The organism is Parapedobacter defluvii (assembly GCF_014642075.1).
GTDB classification, from domain to species: Bacteria; Bacteroidota; Bacteroidia; order Sphingobacteriales; family Sphingobacteriaceae; genus Parapedobacter; species Parapedobacter defluvii.
Genome location: NZ_BMIK01000006.1, coordinates 212,816 through 238,373, shown reverse-complemented (window position 1 = coordinate 238,373; position 25,558 = coordinate 212,816). Strand labels below are relative to the sequence as shown.

Annotated in this window: 13 protein-coding genes; 10 read left to right on the top strand and 3 right to left on the bottom strand. The window is 40.9% G+C overall.

Annotated elements, in window-relative coordinates:
• Positions 1–285: 285 nt before the first annotated feature.
• Positions 286–1,788, top strand: coding sequence for a lipopolysaccharide biosynthesis protein (locus tag IEX60_RS11480; RefSeq protein ID WP_188750702.1), 1,503 nt, complete (start codon positions 286–288; stop codon positions 1,786–1,788).
• Between the two features lie 136 nt (positions 1,789–1,924).
• Here the strand turns inward: IEX60_RS11480 and IEX60_RS11475 are convergent, their stop codons facing one another.
• The gene (locus IEX60_RS11475) at positions 1,925–3,175 is read right to left on the bottom strand and encodes a glycosyltransferase (protein ID WP_188750700.1); all 1,251 of its coding nucleotides are present in this window, start codon (positions 3,173–3,175) and stop codon (positions 1,925–1,927) included.
• Between the two features lie 362 nt (positions 3,176–3,537).
• Between IEX60_RS11475 and IEX60_RS11470 the strand changes: the two genes are divergently transcribed.
• The 9 genes from IEX60_RS11470 (at position 3,538) to IEX60_RS11430 (ending at position 15,539) form a co-directional block, all read left to right on the top strand.
• Positions 3,538–4,212 (top strand): TolC family protein, encoded by a 675-nt coding sequence (locus tag IEX60_RS11470; protein WP_188750698.1) that lies wholly within the window; start codon positions 3,538–3,540, stop codon positions 4,210–4,212.
• Between the two features lie 43 nt (positions 4,213–4,255).
• The gene (locus IEX60_RS11465; RefSeq protein ID WP_188750696.1) at positions 4,256–6,442 is read left to right on the top strand and encodes a GumC family protein; all 2,187 of its coding nucleotides are present in this window, start codon (positions 4,256–4,258) and stop codon (positions 6,440–6,442) included.
• A 380-nt stretch (positions 6,443–6,822) separates the two neighbouring features.
• A complete protein-coding gene (locus tag IEX60_RS11460; RefSeq protein ID WP_188750694.1) occupies positions 6,823–7,983 on the top strand; it encodes an O-antigen ligase family protein in 1,161 nt (386 codons plus the stop codon).
• Between the two features lie 21 nt (positions 7,984–8,004).
• A complete protein-coding gene (locus IEX60_RS11455; RefSeq protein ID WP_188750693.1) occupies positions 8,005–9,192 on the top strand; it encodes an acyltransferase family protein in 1,188 nt (395 codons plus the stop codon).
• Positions 9,193–9,478: 286 nt separating this feature from the next.
• Positions 9,479–10,672, top strand: a complete 1,194-nt coding sequence (locus tag IEX60_RS11450) for a glycosyltransferase (protein WP_188750691.1) — start codon at positions 9,479–9,481, stop codon at positions 10,670–10,672.
• A 104-nt stretch (positions 10,673–10,776) separates the two neighbouring features.
• Positions 10,777–11,856, top strand: a complete 1,080-nt coding sequence (locus IEX60_RS11445) for a glycosyltransferase (RefSeq protein ID WP_308420746.1) — start codon at positions 10,777–10,779, stop codon at positions 11,854–11,856.
• 1 nt (position 11,857) lies between these two features.
• Positions 11,858–12,427, top strand: a complete 570-nt coding sequence (locus IEX60_RS11440; RefSeq protein ID WP_188750687.1) for a gluconate 2-dehydrogenase subunit 3 family protein — start codon at positions 11,858–11,860, stop codon at positions 12,425–12,427.
• A gap of 128 nt (positions 12,428–12,555) precedes the next feature.
• Positions 12,556–13,794: a glycosyltransferase gene (locus IEX60_RS11435; RefSeq protein ID WP_229717532.1), complete on the top strand. Its 1,239-nt coding sequence runs from the start codon at positions 12,556–12,558 to the stop codon at positions 13,792–13,794.
• Between the two features lie 50 nt (positions 13,795–13,844).
• Positions 13,845–15,539, top strand: coding sequence for an FAD-dependent oxidoreductase (locus tag IEX60_RS11430; RefSeq protein WP_188750685.1), 1,695 nt, complete (start codon positions 13,845–13,847; stop codon positions 15,537–15,539).
• Positions 15,540–15,546: 7 nt separating this feature from the next.
• On the opposite strand, the gene IEX60_RS11425 is transcribed toward IEX60_RS11430, so the two are convergent.
• A complete protein-coding gene (locus tag IEX60_RS11425) occupies positions 15,547–16,971 on the bottom strand; it encodes a hypothetical protein (protein WP_188750684.1) in 1,425 nt (474 codons plus the stop codon).
• A 160-nt stretch (positions 16,972–17,131) separates the two neighbouring features.
• Positions 17,132–25,558: a non-ribosomal peptide synthetase gene (locus IEX60_RS11420; protein ID WP_188750681.1), complete on the bottom strand. Its 8,427-nt coding sequence runs from the start codon at positions 25,556–25,558 to the stop codon at positions 17,132–17,134.

Here is a 25,558-nt window from a genome sequence, read left to right as displayed (position 1 = left end):
GATTTGCAGTAAGCACAAGGGGTGTTTCCCAGCCCCGCGGGGCTGGGAAACACCCCTTGACACAGTTCATTTTACAGACCCTAAAAAGAATCTATTACTTGTATTTTTTAAGGGAGAATTCTTTAGCTGCTGATGTTTCGGAGTTGGCTTAATTATGTAGTTCTTTTGCTACAATCTGTGATATTTTAACTATTACCTAATGATCATTTGAATGGATAAGAATACTTTTGACGTCTCTATAGTATTGGTAAGCGGTTAGAGAATTTCTATTACTTTTAATAAAACATGCTATTGCAAAAGGCGATATATACAAAGTGGTTTGATACCCTTCATCTTGCAGATAATATTAAGCACCATTCAGTTCGTGGGGGCGTAAAAACAATAGTTGCACAATTACTCTCTTTTGCGATGACAATGTTGTCAACGATGGTCATAAGTCGTCTAGTTTCTCCTGATAGCTTTGGCCTGGTTGCTATGGTCACTGTATTTACTGGATTTGTTGTGATTTTTAAAGATTTGGGGTTTTCCGCCGCCGTAGTACAAAAAGAAAGGATTTCACAGAAGCAGGTAAGCACGTTGTTTTGGATTAATATTTTTATTTCTTTAGCCATTTCATTGCTTATTTCAGGTATTTCTCCCTTGCTGGTTATCTTTTATAAAGAACCTCGGTTGTTGCACATCACTTGGGCCTTTGCATTCAGCCTTTTTATTACCGGGTTTGGATTGCAACACAATGCATTGATGAAGAGGCAAATGAAATTTGGTCGATTATCAACGGTCCAAATCATTTCAACAGGTATTAGTATAACAGTAGGTATAACGATGGCGTGGTTTGGGTTTGATTATTGGGCAATCGTTTCTATCACCGTTTCTTTTTCTATTTCAAATACTTTACTATTATGGATTTTATGTGATTGGCGGCCGAATTTTGTTATGAATCTATCCAAAATAAATGAATTTATGCGTTTTGGAATGGGTATTACGGGATTTGACTTAGTTAATTATTTTTCTAGAAACGCAGATAAAGCGATTATCGGCCGATTCATCGGTGCAACGGTATTAGGTTTATACGATCGGTCCTATCAACTGCTTATGCTGCCCATCACACAGCTAAGAGTTCCCCTGAATTCCGTCGCCATGCCTGCTCTCAGTTCATTGCAGAAAGACAGTGAAAAGTATCGGCTTTTTTATCAACGGTATATTTTTATACTTGCTTTTTTTTCCATGCCTCTGGTTGTTTATTTGGCAGTATTTGCTAAAGAGGTTATCCTGATTATATTAGGTCCTCAATGGGTTGAGGCAGCACCGATTTTTCAGCTATTAGCAATAGCTGCTTTCATACAACCCGTTGCTGGTACAACTGGTGTTGTCATGATTACGATGGGACAAACGAAACGATATTTTATTTGGGGTACCCTTAGTGCGGTATGCACAGTATTGGGATATATAATTGGTGCACGATGGGGATTGAATGGTGTTATCCTGTCTTATATTTTCATTAACTACGTATTATTGGCTCCCTGCTTAATTTATTGTTTTCGTTATTCGCCTATTACCATGTCATTGTTTTTTAAGGAGATCATACATGTTGTACTTTTCTCCTTATTCAGTGGAATTGTGTGTTTTTCGGTTAAATATTTCTTTGTTTCCGATAGTCAGCCGATTGCAGTGATTGTCATAGGAGTGATTGTTGGTGCGGCTTGCTATTTGGCTCCCTGGTTTATAACCAACTACACCAAGGTAAAATTTTATCAGATTGTTAATGTCAGAAATTTCCTCAAAGGTTAAAAGCTGTTTTCGTTTTTATCAATTTTTTATGGAATATAGCAGGTATGTGCAAATTCCTATAACCGCATAACAATTGGAGTTGAATTCGGGTTATAAAAAGCCGTAGCTGATCTGTTAGTTTCAGAGCAAAAAGCCCTTAGTGATCTTCCTCGGCAAGTAACTTATAATAGTAACCTTCTAAATTTCGGCCTAATACTTGAGAATCAAAATGTTGTTTTACATATTCTCTGCCAGCACAACCCATTTTTAATCGTAAATCCGGATTATCAGCCAATAGGGCTATGCTGTCACAAAACTTATTTATATTATTTTCCTGAATGACAAATCCCGTTATTCCATCCAATACCCCATACTTCATCCCACCGGCATCAGAAACGATAACAGGGAGTTCCATAGCCTGCGCTTCTTGAATAACTAAACCCTGTGTCTCCGCCCTGCCAGATTCCTCTGTAATACCAGGCAAAATAAATATGTCGGAATGCTTCATTGAATGAATAACCTCATCTTGTGTTTTCATGCCCAATAAGCTTACATAGCCGTTTAAGTTATAGTTGGCTATTAGTTTTTCAATACGATCAAATTCTTCTCCTTCTCCGATTATGTTGAACCGCATATTTTTCCGACTTCCTTGATTGACCAGTGCATTTGCAATCTCAACAACTAATAAGCATCCTTTGAGCGCAATTAACCTTCCGCAGAACAAGACAGTGACTTCTTGTTGTTGATCTTTTGTCGCAATAGGTTTGTAATATTCTGTGTCTAGCCCTACAGGTAGCAATTTTATGTTTTTGTAGTTTGGATTTATCTTAGCCAACAGTGCTTTTCCGTATTCATTGTTTACGGTGATGAGCGTATTATGTTGGAATAGCCTTTTATAACGTTTACGGTTTTTTGCGATATCACCGGGATGCATATCGTATCCATGAAACGTGACAACCAACTTGCTGGTTCCAAAGAACCCAAAAAAACTGCCGTCAAAAAACAATTCACTCGCGAAACCAAAATGGGCGTGTACAATATCGTAGTTGTCATCTACGTCTTTTAACGCTACATATTTAAAGAAAGGAGACAGTGTTAGCACGCTGAATTTAAACCGGAAAATATTGAAAGACTTGAATGCACTGGCCCCCCTTTGTTGGAAGAATAGTTTACAAAACTTCGCGATCTTTTTTGTTGGCGAACGAGGTATACCTAAGAAAGTAGTCTTTTCTATTAGTCGGTATTCGGCAACCTTTCTATTTATTGGGTGATTAGGTTGATTGTAAGCCAATAGTTTGACGTTGTGCCCATTATCTAATAGGTAAATAATTTGATTTACAATAAAGGTTTCAGAAATGAGAGGAAAGTCAGGAACAATAAATAAAATATTTAATCTTTTTGCAATCATATAAAACAGGGAAAAATTAGAAAAACCGCTTAGTTTGCCAAAGCTTTACTGTAGGCAAAGATAGTATGGAAGCTTCCTTACTAGTACATTATTTGTTGTCGATTTGGCCTTTTGTAGGATTTCATCCACATGCGGAAAGGATATCCAATCTTAGCTGTAGTTTTTATGCTACACTAAATAATATTTTGGTCACAGACAAACTCGGGTTTGGTGGATTATAAATACTTTTGTGCACTTATGAAAGAGAAAGACAGCATTTTTGCTCATGATATGATAACAACACTTTCTCATTTGAATGGACGTTCAATTAATACGGATTTAACAATTTCTATTAGAATTTATAACGACAACACAACATTGCCATGTCTAAAATTATATTAGTATCTCTTTTACTCCTATTTCTATTAGGAAAAACAACCAATGCTCAGGAATCCGTCATCGAAGAGATAAATTATGAGCAGCTTCAAGAATATATCCGATTGGCAAAAGTGAATTATCCAAGAAAGAAGATCTTTGAAGCTCAGGAAGCGAGTGCAAAGAGTCAAGTTCCTATGGCTAAATTGTCCTATTTGGAGATGTTCAATGCATCCTATTTTTATAGACCTAACAATAGGACGGTAATTAATACGGTGAACCCTTTCGTATTCAATGGTTTCCAGTTCGGGGCATCTGTCAATTTAGGTAGCTTTTTTCAAAAGCCATTTCAGGTGAAGCAAGCTAAGCAACAATATAAAGTTGCTAAGCTCGAAAATGAGGAATACGAAGTAACACTGGAAAATGAGGTAAAATCTCGTTACTATGATTTTATAAAGGTTCGAAATGAATTGAAAATCCGTGTACAGGACTCTCAAGACGCTAAAACCGCACTTTCAGATATGCAATTCAAATACGAACGTGGCGAAGTAGAGTTTGACGTTTATGCCCAAGCACGTACGTCAATGTCTACGGCAATGTCTGTCCAATTGGCTTCGGAAGTGGCTTTTTTGAAGGCCAAAGACGCTTTAGAGGAAATCATCGGAATATCATTGACCGAGTAAGTGGGTTAGAAAAATAAGTTGGTACGAAAAGGAAATACTAAATATGATAAACATTAAAGCATTTATCAAATACTTGTTACGGTACAAGTGGATTATTATCGCAGTTCCCTTAATTAGCATCGCCGCGACGGCTTACTTACTCAGAGACATGCCTTCCACATTTAGGTCCCAGACTTTGCTTTCAACGGGAATAGTTGATCAAGCCAAACTTGTTTTGAACGGACAGCAGGTTGATTATTTTAAAGCTAGTCAACTATTCGGGAATATCATTGAAATGATGAAGATGAAAAGAGTCATCAGTTCACTAACCTATCGTTTGATACTTCATGACTTGATGCAATCCGATCAGCCATTCAGACCGTTAACTGATGACCTGCAAAAACTATCAGATAAACAACGTCGGTTGCTTATCAAAACTTACCAACAACATTTGGCAGACGGAAAGGTGCTGACTACCACCGATTGGATCGATGAAATGAATTTATTTGATATCGCAGCTTCCATGGGGTACGATGAGCATAGCTTGTTGGATGGCTTGACGATTCAACGCAGTGGAAACAGCGATTTTATCCAAATAGGTTACTCTTCCGAAAACCCGGAATTATCGGCTTTCGTCGTCAATACGATAGCGAAAGAGTTTATTTTCTTCTATACTACGTCAATTTCTTCAAACCAAGAAAATTCGCTTGTACTCCTTGATTCGTTATTGCGTGCTAAAGAGCGGCAGATGAACGAACGTAACGCCGCATTGAGTGGTTACAAATCTGCTAGCGGGGCCTTGAATTTAAATTCTCAATCTCAGGTAGTTTATCAGCAGATTGCTGAAGTTGAGTCTAGAAGGTCTAAAACCATTCAGCAAATCGAGTCATTGAGAGGCGCAATTGCCAGGATAAATCAACGGTTAAATGATGACGGAGATGTGGAGCTGGGGAGTAATACATTGGCCACAAATAACGAAATTATCCAAATCGAACAGCAACTAGAAATTGCGAACAGGCGTTATGTGGAGAATAACTTCAATGTTGATGATAAGCGGGTTGTTGATTCTTTGACAAGACTAAAAACGGCTAAAATACGTCAATCATCGACTACTTCAGGGGCTAATCCTCGTATTCTTCGAGAAAGCCTGATAAATGAGCGGATGCAGATGGAGACACAATTGGCGTTGGCTGAGAACAGCATGAAGTCTATACAGTCTGAACTGAATGGGCTCCGCGCTAGATACGGAGGTATGGTGCCGGCCGATGCCGATGTGCAAAAGTTGGAAAGAGAAGCAGATATTGCTTCTCGGGATTATATGGACGCGCTGAACCGGTATAATCAAGCAAGCTTGAATACGTCCACATCTTTCAGACTTGGAATTGCCGAACCAGGCCTTCCCGGACCACCTGAGAACTCAAAGAAAATTATTTATTTGGGACTTAGTGGTGTAGCAAGTTTTTCTCTTTGCTTTTCGATCTTATTCTTAATGTTTATAGCCAATAGAAGGGTAAACACGGTTGAAGAGTTGGCCAATTTCGTAGCTTCTAACGTGATCGGAAATCTGAATTTTATTCCCGGACAAAATACTGATATTAATACAATATGGAACGATCAAAGCGGGAATAAAGATTTCGGAACTTATAAAGCATTGCTCCGGTCAATCCGATTCAAGATTAGCAAGCTTATGAATGAATCCAATGCGAAAATTTTAGGCGTGACGGGGGTGCATGATGACGATGGAAAAACCTTTTTTTGTGCGGGCTTGGCCTATGCATTCATGTTAACGGGAAAACGGGTATTATTGATCGGAGAAAATTACGATAACTTATCCCAAATGATCACTACTAACACGAATGAGAGAGGAGGGGGGGGGATTAATTCTTATAATTTCGAGCGATTTTTAGTCAAAAGAGAAATCGATACTGACGGAAAGCTTACCATTTTGGATCGGAACCGTGAAATAAATTCTCTTTTGGAAGTACAGGATGAATCAACATTGGCTTCAGGGTTTGAATTGTTGAGGCAGAGTTTTGATTTGGTGATAGTCGATATTGTTAACATGAACGGTGCCGCCAATAGCGCAGATGAATGGTTGTTTTTTACAGATAAGTCCATTGCGGTTTACAAAGCAGGAACCCAGTTCTCGGAAGATTATAGCAACGTGTCAACTTATTTAAAAAGTAATCCAGGCTTTTTAGGCTGGATATTAAATAAAACTAGACGTGAAAATCTGAAGAGTATGGTTTAAGTTTCTTGGTGCGGAGTAGCTTTAAATTACAAGGCTTAATACAAAACCCAATACGCAAAGGCGATTTTATGGTAAATTTTGTCAACAATAAACATTTGGTGTTCGGAATCATAGGTATCATCATTGCATTATCTGTGAGTATAACAACCGTTACCTTCGGCGTACTTGTTCCAATTTTGCTGATTGGCGTCGTTTTAGCGACGCTTTATTTTTTTGTCGTATTCAAGGATCCCAAAATTGGCTTTTGGGTTTATGTAGTCTACTGTTTTATTGTACCTTTTCTATTACGTCACAATGACGACATTAAATTTGGTAATTTTATAGACATCTTATTATTCATCCCGTGGATAGCGATTCTATTCAGCGGAAGAAAGTATAATTTGGCAAAGCTAAATAACGACTACGTTTACTTAGTCGGCTTTTGGGGAGTGATCAATATCCTTCAGCTATTTAATCCGCAGGCAGTGAGCATCATGGGATGGCTACACGAGGTACGGTTTACAATGCTCAACTGGCTTTTGATAGCGCCGTTGGCTTTTATATTACTGGACACCCGAAAAGATCTTAACAACTTTCTTAAGCTGATCATTATATTATCAGTTATCAGTACAATTTACGGGATGAAGCAACTTTTCCTCGGTGTCTCTGCCGGAGAACAGGCATGGCTTGAGTCTGGGCCAAAATTTACCCATGTATTATTCGGCCAGCTCCGTGTATTTTCGTTTTATACCGACGCCGGTCAGTTTGGTGCATCACAGGCACATATTGGGCTAATCGCACTTATACTGGCATTCGGCCCATTCAAACGATGGAAAAAAATATGTTTATTTATCTGTGCGGGTATTCTGCTATACGGAATGTTGATATCCGGAACACGCGGAGCCCTCTTTGCTTTGGTAAGTGGCGGGGCTGCAGCGATATTTTTGAGTAAAAAATTCAAAATATTTATCATAGGCTCATTGGCATTGTTGTGCTTTATCGCTTTTCTGAAATATACAACGATTGGCCAAGGGTCCTACCAAATCCGACGTTTGCGAACAGCGCTTAACCCCGAAGATGCGTCACTTAATGTTCGTTTTGAAAATCAACAGAAGCTACGTACTATTCTTGCCGATCTGCCATTTGGTGGAGGAGTTGGAGTCAGCGGTTCGAATGGTACGCTGTATAACCCCGACAAAATACTGTCTACCATACCCCCAGATAGTTATTGGGTTAAGGTGTGGGTAATGTACGGCATTACCGGGATGACTATCTGGTTCATTATTAACATGTATCTCATCGGCAAGTGTTGTGGTATCGTATGGCGGATACGCGATGATTCGCTTCGCGTTAAGCTCATTGCATTAACTTCCGGCAGCATCGGCATTTTTATCTGTAGTTATGGAAACGAAGTTATTAACGGTTTTCCCTCATCCGTTATTGTGTATTTATCATGGGGGTTGGTGATATACTCGCAAAAATATATTGACGACAAACAAGAAAGTGCAGGCACTGATTCTGCGGAGAAGAATAGTTCGGCCGTTGTCACGTCAACATACTGACCGAATCAAATAGTGAATGCTGTGGAACGTATTTTTAGACAACTGAATAAACTACCCGAAAAGCTTACCCGGATAACCTCCGGGGGTAAACTCATCCGCGAAATTGACGGTCTCAGATTTATGGCCATTATACCAGTGCTAGTTCAGCATTTGAATGAGCGCTTTCTTCGGAATACAACAGTTACATTTGCTGAAGATCCTGCTAATAGTGTTATCAATTTTCTAGCAGCTAGGGGATTTCTGGGAGTTTATCTTTTTTTTGTCATCAGTGGGTTTATACTGGCACTTCCGTTCGCCACTCACCGGTTAAAAGGGGGGCGAGAAGTGAATTATAGAGCTTACTATTGGCGGCGCGTTACCCGGCTGGAGCCTCCTTATATTGTTTGGATGACGATTTTTTATATTATCTTCGTGTTTATTAATGGTACTTCTTTTGCGGCTTATTTACCCAACTATCTTGCAGGGATTACTTATACACATAGCCTGATTTTCGGAGAATGGTCCCCGTTTAACCCGCCAACATGGACATTGGAAATCGAGGTTCAATTTTACTTGTTGGCTCCGCTGCTTGCGCTGCTTTTCTTCTCTATTCGCAATAAGGTAGTAAGGCGTATTGCTAATATAGGGATTTTATTACTGATGATGGGATTACAGCAGTATGGTGAAACTTTTCGGGGACTACCCAGCCTGACAATATTGGGACATATCCACTATTTTATAGTAGGATTTTTGTTGGCCGACTTGTTTATCTGTGATTGGCACATTAGGAAAAAGCGCATCGCATATGATGTGCTGGCGGTAGGAGCGTTTGCTTGTTTGATTGTTGTTTGGAGTTGGAATTTTGAATTCTTAAGCAGAATATTGGTAATCAGTTGTTTGTTTTTATTTTTTTATTCAGTTTTTAGGGCAAAATACGTCAACACATTCCTTACAAATAGATGGATTACCTCTATAGGAGGTATGTGTTACACAATATATTTGATTCATTTGCCTTTGGCTGAGCTGTTTATTCGAATAACAAAACACTTTCAGATTTCTAACAGCTATGGACTAAACTTGCTTGTTCAATTGTTGCTCTATATTCCTGTAGTGCTCGTTATTAGTGCTTTCAGCTACTTGATTTTCGAAAAGCCTTTTATGAATAAATATTGGCCAAATGAATTGAAACTTTTTTTGAAACGGAAATTAAAAACTCAACAATCAATATAAAAGGTATTCATACTGATAAAATAAATATTAATCTCTGCTATTGCAGTAATTTCAATCAATTGAGTATTGTTCATTAAAAAGGACAAAGGAAACATGAAAATGTATTTAACATAGTTTGAATGGAACTTAAGGACACCAAATGACTGATCTTAAATTGAGATAATATGCCTTTCGAAATTTTTGTTATTCCAGGGCTGATCGCTTTTTTTTGGGGCTTCTATGTAGGAAAGAAAGCGTATAAGAAACATAATGGATATAGCAATTACCGTTAACAATAGCTCTATATATGCAAGGTGAAAATATTGTAATCGTTGGGCAACAGCCATGGGATACTGAATTGGGCAGCAACTGTAAGGATATCGCCATAGAATTTAGCCGAAAGAACCGTGTACTGTATGTTAATTCACCACTTGATCGCTATACGTCCTTGTATCACAGAAGGCAACCTTATGTTAGACGCAGGCTAAATGTCGTTTGTGGAAAAGAAAGTGGGTTTAGTCAAATCAACGAAAATCTATGGGTACTTTATCCGGATTGCATAGTGGAATCCATCAATTGGATTGAATTATGGTCATTATTCAATCTAATCAACAAACTTAACAATAAGCGGTTTGCAAAGGCTATTAAAAAATATTTAAAAGAACTGAACTTTGATAAGTTTATTCTTTTCAATGATAATGAAATCCTGAAATGCCGTTACTTAAAGGAATATCTGAATCCGGAGGTAGCTGTTTATTATTCCCGAGACTTCATTTTGGCTGCGCCCTATTGGAGCAAACGTGCTGCTGCATTGGAACCAGACATCATTCGGAAAAATGACCTCTGTGTTGCCAACTCCATGTATTTGACAAATTATTGCAAACAATATAATCCAAACTCTCACTATATAGGCCAGGGATTTAATCTCGAACTGTTTAATGATGTTGATCAAACTAGGCCAAGTGACATAAAAAGCATAACGGGAAAGATTATCGGTTATGTAGGGGTATTACACAGTAGTCGTTTGGATATTGAGACCTTAGCTTACATCGCCAGCTCTAGGCCGGAGTGGAAACTAGTGTTGGTTGGCCCCGAAGATCAAGGCTTTAAACAAAGTGTACTACATAAAGCACCCAATATCATCTTTTTAGGCATGAAAAAGGGTAATGAATTGCCAAAATACATCAACGCGTTTGATGTTTGTATTAATCCACAGTTTCTTACTCCGTTGACCATTGGCAATTATCCCCGGAAGATCGATGAATACCTGATTATGGGTAAGCCCGTTGTGGCCTTACTGACACATGCCATGGAAATATTTTCTGAGGTGACTTATTTAGCTAAAAATAAGGAAGAATATGTGGATTTTATTGAGTTGGCAATGAAGGAAGATTGTGAAGAATTACGTAATAAAAGAAAAGCGATCGCACAAAGTCATTCTTGGGAAAATTCGGTAAATGCTATTTATTCGGCCATACAGGAAGTGAAGGAAACGTTATGATCTACAGTACAATATTATTAGATGGATTTTGGTATGTTGCGCAAACCTTAATAGGGATACACTTGTTTTGGCCGCTATTACTCTATCTCGTTTATCTCATGAAAATGAAGCGAGTAAATACAACTGAACAATCGGTTCCCGAAGGGGACTATGCAATTATCGTTACTGCGTACGAACAAACTCATATGTTACCTGCGGTCGTAGCGTCCATTCTAAGATCAAAGCATACCAATTACCTGATTTATATTGTTGCAGATAAGTGTGACGTGTCTACGTTGCATTTTGCAGATGAGCGAGTCATTTTGCTTAGGCCCGAACAGGTATTATCGAGTAACACGCGATCACATTTCTATGCTATCCAGCATTTCAGGCGTCCGCATGAGCGACTGACCATCATTGACAGCGACAATTTGGTTGACGAAAATTATCTTCATGAGTTAGATCGTTCATTCAATGATGGTTTTTTAGCTGTACAGGGTGTTCGCAACGCCAAAAATAAAAATACTATGTATGCCTGCCTAGATGCGGCACGCGACCTGTATTACCATTTCTATGACGGCAAAATATTATTCGGTGTAGGCTCGTCTGCTACCTTAGCCGGTTCAGGCATGGCTTTTACCGTATCACTGTATCGGGAATGTTTAACACAGTTGGACATTAGGGGGGCAGGTTTTGATAAAGTACTTCAGTTCGAAATTCTCAAGCGGAGTAAACGCATTGCTTTTAATCAACATGCAATCGTTTACGATGAAAAAACAGCATATACCGATCAACTAGTTAAACAACGTTCCCGATGGATTAATACATGGTTTAAGTACTTCAGGTTTGGCTTTTCGCTAATGGGCAAGGGGATTCTCAATGCCAATGTAAATCAATTACTTTTCGGCTTTACTCTGTTGAGACCCCCTTTATTTATTTTGCTGGCATTATCGCTTGTTTTCTTTTTGATCAATGTCTTTATAAACATTTGGGTGGCAATCGCTTGGATTGTTGGCATATTGGCCTTTGTAGGAGGTTTTTTCCTGTCATTACACCATTCTGAAGCTGATAAGCAAATTTATGCTTCATTAAAAGGGATTCCACTATTCATTGGTTATCAGTTGGTCTCATTGGTAAAGGCTAGAAAAGCCAATACAATTTCTATAGCTACAAAGCACTATGAACGGGGAGAAACGACTAAATAGCATGAATAGAAGAGGTGCTGTCATTGCAATCATTTTAGTTGTAGTGCTTGCCTTGACCGTTAAATGGTGGCGTTGGGCAATGCCGGTGCGTCTATCTGATTTGCGGGAAAAGAAAGCACTGATCGATGAATTGACAGAAATGATTATCCCACGTACCGATACTCCAGGGGCGAAAGATGCTAAAGTTGCAGAGTTTGTAATGGAGATGGTGGAGCATGGAATATCGTCTTTTGAGCAGCGTACGTTTATCGACGGTTTAAAAGCAATAGACATCTATTGCTTGAACCATTTTCAGCGAGAATTTATCACATGCACAGAAAAGGAAAGGATGGACGTCTTAACTCATTTTGAACGGGATGAACATTGGATGGAATCGGTTTATTTATGGTCTAAAATAAAGAACAAGTTATTTGGTCGTCCATTCTTTCCGCTAATAAGGCAATTGACGGTCATCGGATACTGTACTTCAGAAGCCGGTTGCACGAAGGGATTGGCTTATGACTACATTCCCATGCAATATGAACCATGTACAGTATTAGAAAAGGGCCAAAAAGCTTGGGCTACGGCTTAATTGTGGATTTAAACTCGAATTGTGAGAAAGTCGCCAAGTCCAGAATCGAAAAACCGATTCATAATTTGAGGAAATAATTTTTTAATCAATTTTAGTGTGGACTGAATTAAATGATAAAGAAAATATACATGAATACGTTGAGTTTTGTTTTTGTGAGCCTACAGAGGATACATACAGATCGCGATTCGACATCTACCAATCTCGCCAAAGAATTAGCTAAACGGCATAAGGTATTATATATCAATGCACCCATTGATATGAGAACCTATTATTCAGGGAAATCTGATTCTTATATAAAAGAACATATTCGCCTGATCCGGAGTCAATCTAAGGATAATTATCTACGACAAACTTCAGCTAATATGTGGGTCTTGAATCCACAAACAATTATTGACTCAATCAACTGGATACCCCATACAGGTATTTTTTCACTTCTTAATAGACGAAATAATAAACGTCTTGCAAAAGAATTTAAAAAAGTACTAAAAAGTATTGGTTTTAAGCAGTTTATTTTAATCAATGATAAGGATATATATCGGAGTTTTTACTTGAAAGAGTTACTAAATCCATTGTTATATGTCTATCTGGATAGAGATTATATCGTTGGGATGAAGTATTGGAAGCGGCATGGAGCGAAATTGGAGCCCAAGTTGATAGAAAAATCTGATTTGGTACTCTGTAATTCGCCCGGATTTACTGACCGAGCAAAACCATTCAACAGCAACAGCTACTATATAGGCAATGGGTGCAATGTCGAGCTGTTTGACATTAACAAGTACCCCGAGTGCCCAGAGGATCTTAAGCGGCTTAAAGACCGTCCGATTGTCGGTTATGTTGGAGCGCTGTTAGCCATGCGGTTAGATATTGATTTGATAGTTTATTTGGCGGTCTCTAGGCCAATGTGGAATTTTGTTCTAGTCGGCTCCGAAGATGATGCTTTCGCCAACAGTCAATTGCATAAGCTGACCAACGTCTATTTTCTTGGCAAGAAAGATACTAAACAGGTTCCGGCATATATTAAGTATTTTGATGTGTGCATTAATCCGCAGGCTATTAATGAAATCACAAACGAGAACTATCCGTTGAAAATTGACGAGTATTTGGCAATGGGTCGTCCTACGGTTGCCACTCAAACCCATGTCATGAAGCAGGTTTTCAGTCCAGTTGTTAAATTGGCATCAAATCAAGAAGATTTTTTAAATGAAATTGAAGCTAGCTTGAACGAAAATGATTCCGACCGGGTTCAGGAACGGGTTGAATTAGCTAGATCTCATAGCTGGGAAAAAATTACAGAAAATGTATTGCGTGTTATATTGAAACATTTGAATAATGGGAAAAATCCAATTGGGAGTTCGGCTTTTAGTTGATAAAAGAATGAACTAAAAGCAATGGTCTTCTGTAACTAAACGCTTGAAACATGTATATTAACGATTATATCAGTAAACAGCATGTATACGATGCGATCGTCATCGGTTCGGGCATTAGTGGTGGATGGGCGGCCATGGAACTATGTAAGAAAGGATTAAAGACCTTGCTGCTTGACAGAGGTAGGGACGTGAAACACGTTGTTGATTATCCAACGGCTATGCTCCATCCGTGGGAATTTAAGCTGAGGTTGAATAATGACATGTCTGTTATTCGTGAAAATCCAATACAAAGTAAGGGATTTGATGACGGAAACCGACTATTTTACGTAAATGACAAAGAACAGCCCTATATTCAGCAAAGACCGTTCAATTGGTTTAGAGGAAATCAGGTGGGAGGGAGATCACTGGTTTGGGGAAGACAGTGTTACAGGTTGAGTGACCTTGATTTTGAAGCGAATGTCAAAGATGGCGTTGGTATAGATTGGCCGATACGATATAAGGATATCGAATCATGGTATGAATACGTGGAGCGGTATATAGGGGTCAGTGGTCGCCGAGAAGGACTAACTCACTTACCTGATGGTGCTTATTTACCACCCATGGAATTGAATTGCATTGAGCAACATCTTGAAAAGAGTATCAAAGAGCAATTCAACAGGGTATTGACTATTGCACGCGTTGCAAACTTAACAAAGGGCTGGCATGGCAGGGGGCCGTGTCTGTACCGGAATCTATGTTCACGTGGGTGCCCTTACGGAGGTTATTTTAGTAGCAACAGCGCAACAATTCCGCAAGCAATGGAAACTGGTAACTTGACACTAAGGCCTTTTTCATTGGTTACGGAAATTATATATGATAAAGAATCAAACAAGGCAAAAGGGGTACGTGTGATTGACACGGAGACAGGCGACGTATATGAATATTACGCAAGAATCATTTTTTTAAATGCTTCGACCATTGCGTCTGCGGCTATTCTGCTTAACTCTAAATCGGACAGATTCCCCGATGGATTGGGAAATGATAGTGATCAGATCGGGCGGAATCTGATGGATCATCATTCGTCAGCAGGAGCTTCAGGTATTTATGAAGGCTATCAGGATTATTATTATAAAGGTAGAAGACCTTGTGGATTCCTGATTCCTAGATTTAGGAATGTTGGGGAAAATCATCGGCCAGAGTTTGTAAGAGGGTATCAGATTCAGGGTATCGGTAGTAGGGATAGTTGGCAAAATAAGATGGAGTACCTGTCTGGGTTTGGAAAAAAATTCAAGGACGAACTTACAAAACCCGGCGTATGGTCCATCTGGATGGGAGGGTGGGGAGAGTGCTTACCTTATTCAGATAATCGAATTACATTGGATAAAGACAGGCTGGACAAATGGGGTATGCCTTTGATTGCAGTAAATTTTTCCTACCGCGAAAATGAGGCCCGTATGAAAGAAGACATTCGTGAGGTATGTGCTGAGATGTTGAGGAAATCTGGTTTTGAACAGGTAAATAGTTTTGATTATGATAAGCCAGGCGGAAACACTGTACATGAAATGGGGACAGTGCGTATGGGAAATGACCCAAAGACTTCAGTTTTGAACAAATATAATCAAATTCATGCAGTGAAAAATGTATTTATTACAGATGGAAGCTGCATGACATCTTCTGCCTGCCAAAACCCCTCATTAACTTATATGGCATTGACGGCAAGAGCTTGTACTTACGCTTACGAACTATTAAAAAAAAGAGAATTATAGCAGGCTATTATTCCACTGCACCGACCGAAGGTGAATTCTTATTGCGTTGTTTTGTATAAATATCGGTGTTTAATGCGTTGGCTACACCGCTTTGATAGGCTTTTGAATCGGCAGATAGCTTGAAATATTCTTGGTCAGCAAATCCCGCTGCTACAGACGTTGGAAAATATAGGTTGTTATATTCCTTCAGTTTGCCCTCTTCCAAAGACATATAGCTTACTATATAGCTTTTTGGATGTGGAGCCTTGAAATCAAAGGCCAAGTTGTTATAGACCTCTAATTGTCCGCCAAACAATCGATAAGCATCAACAACAACGCCATACCAATCCCTCAATTCATTTAAGCCGCCACAGGTATTATGATAAACTTTTGCGTTTACATATGTGGTTTTATTTGGAATCATGTGTCGTTCAACGGATTGGACCTCAAACGCAGAATACTTGCGGGAGTTGACGACAATGTTATTGAAGATATGAATTTCTTTCGGTGTGGAACCTATGCTCACGGCCCACGCTCTTATCGCATTTCCTTGATGCTTACTGATATGGTTATTGTAGAATTTGCCGTTTCCCATTAAAAGGAACATCGCGTTGTGATTGTCATTCTGTGCATTGATATTTGTAAACGTATTGTCATGTACATCATAATCTTCTACTAAGCCTATGTAAACAACATTCCTAGCAATTGGACAATTTGATACGTCAATATAAGAGATTTCCAGTTTTCTAATCAGGCCTTCAATTTCAGCTCCGTTTATTTCACCCGGAAAATTAATCAATGAAGCGGTGTTAACGGCTTTGAGATGTGTAAATGTGAGATTTTGGGCATATGAAGAAGTCGAGCCATCATATTTCTTCTTGTTATTATAGGAAATCACATAATCACCTATATTTTTAAATTCAACATATTGGTAAGTAAAATGGTTAATATCGCCACTCAATTCAACCGCTCTGCCTTCATTATCTCTAAATAAAAATCCTCTTTCGATTCCTTGCGTTCCGTTGCCAGAAATGGTAATATGGGAGACGTTGGCTATTGACATCGTCTTTCGGAGTCCAACAAATTCTACCAAACCATCATTTTCGATGCGGATAGGGCAACCGGAATTACCGTTAAGATTACGTATCACAATTGAATTATATTGACCCGCCTTAATGGCTATCGTGGTGTTACAATCAAATTGCTGTTGGTTCCCATCAATGACCAGCCTGCCAGTGTCATCCGCGGTTAAGGTAATTTTTTTGGTATTCGCGTTTACGTTTGGTGCCGGACTATCTTCAGTCTTTTCGGGTTCCTGTTGTGGGTTATCGTCAGCCACTACTTCTTCCTTCGGTGGAATTTCCACGGCATCTTTATCACATGATATCCAAAATGGCAGAAAGTATAATAAGAGAAATAACAATTTGTTTATTGATAATGTAATTTTTTTCACAGGCAAGAAACCACTTTTTGTAGTAAAATTACTACAAAAGAAATAAAATGTTTCTTACAAACAAATTTTTATTGTCTTTTTTCCCGCTATAGTTAAAACCCGCATTTCGCCGATAGCGGAATATCCATTTCCGAATGGATAATGTTACCAGATAAGCACGTTAAACAGGCTCCCGTATTTCAGACCATGTTTCTTGCAATTTATAGTTAAGTTTAATGCCTAAATCTGCAACTTTATCCGCATAAAACATATTATTGTGTGATTCGTGAATTGGTACAATTTGAAATGTGTTTGGATGAACAAATGGCGCCCACCCATTTGTTGCATGGTCGTCAAAGTAGCGATTGGCGGGGTTCTCGGGACTTTTAAATAATACGATATTAAAAGGGAAATCGGATTTTTCGAGTTTGTATTTGTCATGCAGGTGGCTGTAAGTCACCTGATCTTTGGTATAGCGTAAAAGCTTATGTACGCATTTGGTATAGAGCCGGTAACTAAATTTGGCAATTGTCTGCCTGAAGACGAATTCAGATGCGAAGAGCAAAAATTTAATCCAACCGAACTGTTTGATTCCTTCCGAACTGAGTGTTTGGTAGAAACGTAATTTGTCCTTGAAGCTTGGATACTGGAAATCATTCACGAAAGTATCTAGCAACCCGATGAAGGAAACTTCCTTTCCCTGTGCTTTGAGTTGTTTTGCTATTTCCCAAGCAAAAATACCGCCGAAAGAATATCCCACCAAAGCGTATGGACCATTTGGCGTGTGCTTCAACATCTCTGATACATAGTATGCAGAAATTTTTTCAACAGAGGCCAAGGGTTTACTTTTTCCACTTAAGCCCATGCCCTGTATACCGTACACAGGCTGTTCAGCGTCAAGATAGGGAAGCAAATTCCTGATGTACAAAATATCTAGAAACGCTCCGTGTACGACATAAAGAGGGGGGAGTTTTCCTTCTTTTTTTATCGGTATCACACAATCCCATTTCATGGGATCCTGCTTTTCATCAATGAGTATTGCTTGCTGTTTAATTGTTGAATGTTCAAAGAGACTACCTAAGGGGAATTTTGCACCAAAATTCTTATGGATAAGTGCCATCAGTTTAACCGCAATCAGCGAATGGCCACCCAACTCGAAGAAGTCGTCCTCGATACCGACAGTTTCGAGTTGTAGTACATCTTTCCAAATAGTGGCAAGTAGTTTCTGCGTGTCAGTTTGTGGAGGAGAGTGAAGATCACGGAGGTCTTGCACGGGTTGATGGGGCAATGCTGATAAAGCTCTTTTATCAATCTTTCCGTTTGCCATTCTGGGAATATCTTCAACCGTTGACCAAATTCGGGGAACCATGTAATCTGGTAAAGCCGATTTTAACTTCATAATTGCCTCCTGCGCATTAAAACTCCCCGTAGGTACGACGAAGGCACGCAATCTATTTAATTCGTTGTCTTGCTTTTCAGCTATTACAACACATTGGTTTATAGCTAATAGATTTGCCATTACACGCTCTATCTCGCCGAGCTCTACCCGGTTCCCTCTAATTTTTACCTGGTCATCGTCTCTGCCAATGTATTCAATTTCACCGTTCGCATTCCACCTTACCACGTCTCCCGTCTTGTAAACAATCGGGTGGTTCGAAGCTTCGATGGGGTTTGGTATAAAGACACTCTCGGTCAGCGTTGGATTGTTGTGGTATCCTGTTGCCAGCCCGGCCCCGCCGATGTATAGTTCACCGGGAACGCCAATTGCACAAAACTGCATATCGGCGTTTAACACCAGCACGGTCGTATTAGAAAACGGTTTTCCAATCGGCACCGAAACGCCGTAGTCCCGGTTCTTGTCGACGATGTGCAACAATTTCCCGATAGTTGTCTCCGTTGGTCCATAGTGATTGACAACGATACAATCCGGTGCGCTATCAGCGATGGTCTTTACAAAGTGCCCTGGTAGCAATTCACCCCCAAACATCAGCAGTTTTTTAGGAAATAATCCACTGCTCGCCTCGGAAAGATATTTCCAATGCGATGGTACGATTTTCAGACAGTCAATGTGATGTTTTTCAAAATAGCCTTTGATATAAACGGCATCGTTGAACTGTTCTTTACGGAATACGTGCAATTGAGCTCCTGAAACCAGTGCACCAAACAATACCGTATTCCCTAGGTCAGTAGCAATAGAAGAACCAAGTGCATACGATTGGCAACTATTCCACACCGGGAGGTGTTGTTTTAATCCAAAGAAGTAGTCAACGAGCGACCTGTGGGTGATGACTACGCCTTTGGGAACTCCGGTAGACCCCGAGGTATAGATTACGTAGGCGTTGTCATCCGGTTTAGGTCGTATATCAGTGTTTTTCAAACTATCGGTAGTCCAGCACCTGTCGGCCGGATCGTCCAAAAGGCAGATCTCTTGATGTTCGGTCTTTACATTGTATAACCGTATTGCCGATTCTTGGTCACTGATGATGATCGGAGATGCACATTCACTTAAGATATGGCTTACACGTTGCTGCGGAAATTCAGGATCTACAGGTACGTATGCTTTTCCTGCTTTTAGAATACCCAAAATGCCTATAACCATCTCCGGAGATGGCTGGATGAAAATCGGTATCAAAGCTGCATGAGGAGCATTGTTGTTTAAGTGATTGGCTAATTGGGTAGACTTGTCGTCTAATGCTTTGTAAGTTAAATTACGGCCTCCAAATTGTACTGCGATACCATCCGGATGACGGTTTACACCACTTGCAAATAAATCAAGCAAGGTATTATCTCTCGGATATTCACATGGGTAATCGACGTATTCAGGGAAAGGGTTGGGAAGAGGCAAACTATCTTTGACTGCCACATCGGGGGTGTTGCCGGCTGTGCGAATGAGTAACTTTAGTTCATCCATCATTCGTTCTATGGTATCTCCTTTGAATAATTGGGTATTGTACGCCCAATAACAACTCACGGTTTGAGCCTCATTGTTGACACTTATATTAAGCAAGATTTCGAAGGTATGTGATACTCGCGGGTTGGATATGAATTGGCTGTGTAGACCCTCGAAATACACATTATTTTCACCGCTCATTTGTACGGTCAACACAAAAGGCACCAATGGTACGTGCCCCTTATCTCTTTTGATATTTAGCTTTCTTAGCAACTCGCTAAACGTCAATCGTTGATGTTCGTACGCGTCATAGATGTAATTTCTTCGTGACGAAAGATATTCAGAAAGTGTTTGCCCAGGAACTATTTTGGTGCGTAATGGCAGTAGGTTTACACAATGTCCTACCATATTGGTGTGGCCGGTTAAATACTGCCCCGCTGAGGTAATACCCAGAGAGATGTTTTCCTGCCCTGTCCGATGATATAAAAAGATTTCGACGAGCGCCGTGATTGTAGCGCCTATACTCATGCCTGCATTTTTCGAAACCTGTTTAAGCATAGCATAATGCTCATGGTTTAAAGAGAAGGTTTGGTGGTCTCCTTTATATGTCCGTTCCTTTGGACGGATGAAATCTATTGGCAGGTTGAAGTCCGGAATGTCATTCTGGTATTGTGAGAGCCAAAATTGCTGCACAGCTCCATAGGCCTCCGATTGCGTAAACTCGATATACGTAGTCGCGTAGTCGCTGAACGGTGTGGGGACAGATAAAATGGGTTGTTTCCCAGCAACAAACGCATTGTAGTATGCACTGATGTCCGACAATAAAACATCCATAGATGTCGCATCACAAATAATGTGGTGTATTACTAAAGTAACGTAATGTACTTCAGCGGCATGCCTGTGGACAAGAATCTTGAATAACGGTCCGGAATAAAGATTAAACGGCGTAGCTAATAGACGTTGAATATCATGTTTGAATCGCATGTCTTTTTCCTCTTCGTTTTCCAACGAAGAAAGATCCTCGAAAATAACAGGAGAAGTGATGCTCGTTGCGATGATCAGGTATTCACCATTTTCGTCTATCGTCGCACGTAAGACCTCGTGTCGGGCAATGACATGTTCGATCGCCCGGCGGAAAGCCAATTCGTCGAATCCCCCTTCCAATTTTATGGAAAACGATTGATTATAGGCGAGATTAGCTTCATCTCCACCGATCATGCATGATAACCATATTTCCTTTTGAGACTCAATAATAGGTATCGAGCGGGTAAGGCCTGAGCTTATAACCCCTCCGTCGTCTTTTTTTTCACTTTTATTGTCGTTAAGGAGTAAAGCAAAGTCTGCTAAAACGGAATGTTTGAATATACTAGTCAGCGGGAGTAGCACCCCATAAGTTTTTTCCAGCCGTGTAATGAGTTCGACAGCCAGCAAAGAATGCCCACCCAATTCAAAAAAGTCATCTTCGGACTTAATGTTATTAATTTTCAACACCTGTGACCAGATGTCCGCAACCAGCTTTTCGTTGGCTGATAATGTCGTCTCATGATCATGACTATCAATAACTTCCTGTTCCGGTTTGGGAAGAGCCTTTCGGTCAATTTTGTTGTTATTCGTCAGTGGGAACCGGTCGAGCAAAACCCAATCGTTCGGAAGCATGTAATCAGGCAATGATTTACGGAGGTTTGATTTCCATTCTATCCATCGATCTTTCTTTGATACTTCTTTTGTTTCGCCCGGAATCCGGATAAATTCCCGAAGGGAAATTTGGCCGTCAAGTGAAGTAGGAGGTGGGGGAAGTAACTGTTGAGCCGATTCAGCTATGAATACGGCTTCGAATATGCCGTCCGTGCCATCGGTTGACCACCGTACATGAGCTTGGTAGCCGTGTCTGCTTGCGATGTCCCACAACACATTTGGATCGACGTTGTTTGAGCTAGTGATGTGATCTATCCGTGCCTTTAACATGCCCACAGTGTCAGCGTCGCGCAATTCTTCCAAGCATGCGGTAATCGCCAGGTCGCGCGCTGTACGCTGGTTTGGAATACCCTGAATGGCCACCGTTTTGCCTTGATACTGCTTCAACAACCGTTCGGTGTGTTCAATGGATTGCCATATTCCTGTATACACGGGATCTACATGCTTTTGACTGCCATTGATGTGGAGCCATACATCGTAGTGATATTTGGTGATTTCGTTGAGGAATTTCCCTCTGCGTAATTGCACATCAACACCCGTAATCTGTGGTACTAATTCGGGAAGACGGTAAAAGAATGCCGGATCCATGGTCAGCTCATCCTCCAGCCGTAACCGGTTAGCGATTATTCTTTTGAAGTCGGCGATGGTGGTTGTATCTTTTGTGCGATATAACTGGTCTGCCGTATGATGGATAGGTAAGGTATTCTTACCTTGGATATCGCCTATGAATATGCATCCCCGACTCATATGTTTGGCTGCTTCGCTGATTACCTTGATAAGGTAATCCATATCAGGGAAATACTGCACTACGCTATGTATAAGTACTAAATCGGGCTTCAATCCACCGAGACAACTGAAATCGTCAGCAGGTGCAACATGCGCTTGGGCATGGCTCAATGTATCAGGTGAGGCAACAATTTTCTCTTGTAATTTTTTGATAGCTGATTCGGCATAATCGGTAGCAATATATTGTTCTGCTTCGGCCGCCAATTCAAACATTACTTGTCCGGCACCACTACCTATTTCAAAAATTCGTTTCGGTGTCAACCGCTTAATGCGGTCCACCGAACCGTTCAGCCATTCAGCAGTTTGTTCCTTCAGGTCACCGGCTTGGTTGCCCAATTGTTCTACAATAGCAACGTCAAGGTTTTGGTTCTCAAGGTCCAAATCTGCTTCTGAACGGATTCCTTGGAGGTAGATATTGTCCCATTTATCTTTCCAGGTTACTGCTGGTTTGGTTGGCTCATTGACGGTCTCCGGGATGATATAGGCCACCAGCCGCTGATCGCCGGGGGTATCTTCCCGGGCAACGATCACCGCTTCCTTGATGCCGGGTTGTTTGGATAGTTGATGCTCAATTTCTCCTAGTTCAATCCGATGCCCCCTGATTTTGATTTGATGGTCCATCCGGCCCACACAGACAATTTCGCCATTTTCGCTGATTTTTCCAAGATCACCTGTCGCATACATACGTTGCGACGAATCTGTCAGATCGGGCAGGAAGCGTTCTTGGGTTAAGTTTGGCTTCCCATGATAACCGCGGGCTACGCCATCTCCACCGATGAACAATTGTCCAACTTCACCTTGAGGCACAGGTGCCAGTTGCTCGTCGAGGACATAGAAAGATGTGTTTGCTATGGGACGGCCTACTGTAATGGTATCCAATTCGTTTGAACGAAGTCGCTTTGTCGATGACCATATAGTGGTTTCGGTAGGGCCATACATATTCCAGACTTCGCGGCCAATTTTCAATAGCTTCTCGGCAAGGTCTTTGGGAAGTGCTTCACCACCACACAAAATTTTAAGACGCTTCTGTGAATCCCACCCTGCGTTGATCAGCATGCGCCAAGTCGCTGGGGTGGCCTGCATCATCGTTATCCCTTCTTTATCTATCACCGTGATCAGCTTCCGCGGATCTCTTGCTGATTCCTTGCTCGCCAACACCAATTCCCCACCGCTGATCAATGGTAAGTATAATTCCAAGGCAGCGATATCAAAGGATATGGTAGTGACAGCCAGCAGACGATCGTCCGGTGTTATTCCCGGTTCACGTTGCATGCTTAACAGGAAATTGGTCAGACTGTGGTGTTCGATTTCTACACCTTTGGGTTTACCGGTAGAACCCGATGTATAGAGAATATACGCCAAGTCATCACCTTCGATTTGGTTTTCCACGGTGTGACTAGGTAATTTCTCTCGTTCAAGTTCAAAGCCCTCAATCGGAATTTCTAAGACTTCGTTAGAAAATGTTCCGATGTATTGGTTGGTAGTAATAAGTAATTTAGCATTTGAATCGGATAGCATGTAAGCGATTCGTTCGCTGGGGTACTCTGGATCAAGCGGAAGGTACGCTGCTCCAGCCTTGGCAATGCCGAGTAGGGAGACTACGAGACTTATCGATCGGTCGATGGCAAGCCCAACTACATCACCATGAACGACACCTTGTTGTTGCAGGTAATGTGCAAACTGGTTGGAACGCTGGTCGAGTTCGTCGTAGGATATAGACAGTGATCCAAACCGGACAGCCGTTTTTTCGGGCATGCGTTGCGCAGTTGCGCTGATTAGCTGAAAGAAAGGGGTATCTCGTGGATAGTCTTGTTTTACGTGTAATGTTGAGGCGGTTGCTTCTGCACTGCCGAGTTGATCGGTAATCTTTAGCGCTCCAATCGATATCGATGGCGACTGGACGACTGTACGCAGCAATCCCTCAAAATCAGCCATCATCTGTTTGATGGTTTCTGCGTTAAAAAGATGGGTGTTGTAAGACCACTCCAAAATAAAACTGTCACGAGTTCCGGTCAGGTTCAGGAAGATTTCGAAATTTTCAAATGTCCGAGGATTGGAGGTCAACGTATGTTTGATATTTCGGAAAGATACGTTGGCATCCATACCCGTATCGATATTGAACACAATGGGTACCAACGATATACGTGAGGCATCTCGCTTGATTTTAAGTGACTTAAGTAGCGACCCATATGTGAATAGCTGGTGGTCATAGTCATCAAGCAGCTGAGGTTTCCGACGCTTGAGATGTTCAATAAATGGCGTGGAAGATACCACGGTACTTCGTATGGGGAGGAGGTTTACACAATGTCCAATCAAATTGAAATGGCCTGTGGCGGCTTGACCAGCTGTGGGTAAACCGATCACGATGTCGGATTGCCCTGTCAGTCGACTTAAATATACCTCAAAAGAAATCAGAAGTGTATTCACGAAACTTAGACCTTGGCTTGCTCCCAGCCGCTTGATATCTTGTACAAGAGCAGCATCCAAGAAAAAATCGTCGCGACGGCTTTGGTAGGTCCGTTCCTTTGGTCGGGGCCTATCCCTTGGGAGCATCAGCGGCTCGGGCACCACCTGAAATTTGTCGAGCCAATAGCGAAGGGTACGTTGATAATCTTCACTTTTCGCATAGGCTTCCATCTCACGGCTATATTGCGCCATAGGGATGGCCGCTTGTAATTTCGGTTGCCTCTTGTCAAGCCTTGATTGGTATATCTCCGCGAGTTCTTCCAATAAAATGCCAAATGACCAGCCGTCACAGATGATGTGATGAGCAGTCAACCTCAACACGTGGCAGTCATTTGCCAATTTAAACAACGATATTCGGAACAGTGGCCCATTTTCCAAGTCAAAAGATTCTCCCGCATCACGGTTGCCGTATTCGACTAAGTAGCGTTTCTGGTCGGTATCCGTTTTATCCGAAATGTCCTCGTAGCGGATCTTCGTCCGGCTATTTTCGGTCACATGGATTTGCCTGCCGCTTGCACTAAACGTATAGCGCAAAGCTTCATGACGCTGGATGATATCGTGCAACGATTGTTCCAGGGTTAAGGTATCCAGCGTACCTTCCAAACGTAGCGAAATGGATTCATTATATGAGCAGTTGGCATCACGACCTCCAATGGCGCACGATAACCAGATTTCCAATTGCGTTTCAGCTGTTGGAATAACTTGTTCAATCTCACCGATGAAGAATGGGTCGTGGTCAACTGGTATTAAACTATGTGTTGTTGTATTCAT

Bases quoted from the DNA above. Each gene is read 5' to 3' on its own strand.
- IEX60_RS11480 (WP_188750702.1), top strand. From the start codon at position 286: ATGCTATTGCAAAAGGCGATATATACAAAGTGGTTTGATACCCTTCAT.
- IEX60_RS11475 (WP_188750700.1), bottom strand. From the start codon at position 3,175: ATGATTGCAAAAAGATTAAATATTTTATTTATTGTTCCTGACTTTCCT.
- IEX60_RS11470 (WP_188750698.1), top strand. From the start codon at position 3,538: ATGTCTAAAATTATATTAGTATCTCTTTTACTCCTATTTCTATTAGGA.
- IEX60_RS11465 (WP_188750696.1), top strand. From the start codon at position 4,256: ATGATAAACATTAAAGCATTTATCAAATACTTGTTACGGTACAAGTGG.
- IEX60_RS11450 (WP_188750691.1), top strand. From the start codon at position 9,479: ATGCAAGGTGAAAATATTGTAATCGTTGGGCAACAGCCATGGGATACT.
- IEX60_RS11445 (WP_308420746.1), top strand. From the start codon at position 10,777: ATGAAGCGAGTAAATACAACTGAACAATCGGTTCCCGAAGGGGACTAT.
- IEX60_RS11440 (WP_188750687.1), top strand. From the start codon at position 11,858: ATGAATAGAAGAGGTGCTGTCATTGCAATCATTTTAGTTGTAGTGCTT.
- IEX60_RS11435 (WP_229717532.1), top strand. From the start codon at position 12,556: ATGAATACGTTGAGTTTTGTTTTTGTGAGCCTACAGAGGATACATACA.
- IEX60_RS11430 (WP_188750685.1), top strand. From the start codon at position 13,845: ATGTATATTAACGATTATATCAGTAAACAGCATGTATACGATGCGATC.
- IEX60_RS11420 (WP_188750681.1), bottom strand. From the start codon at position 25,558: ATGAATACAACAACACATAGTTTAATACCAGTTGACCACGACCCATTC.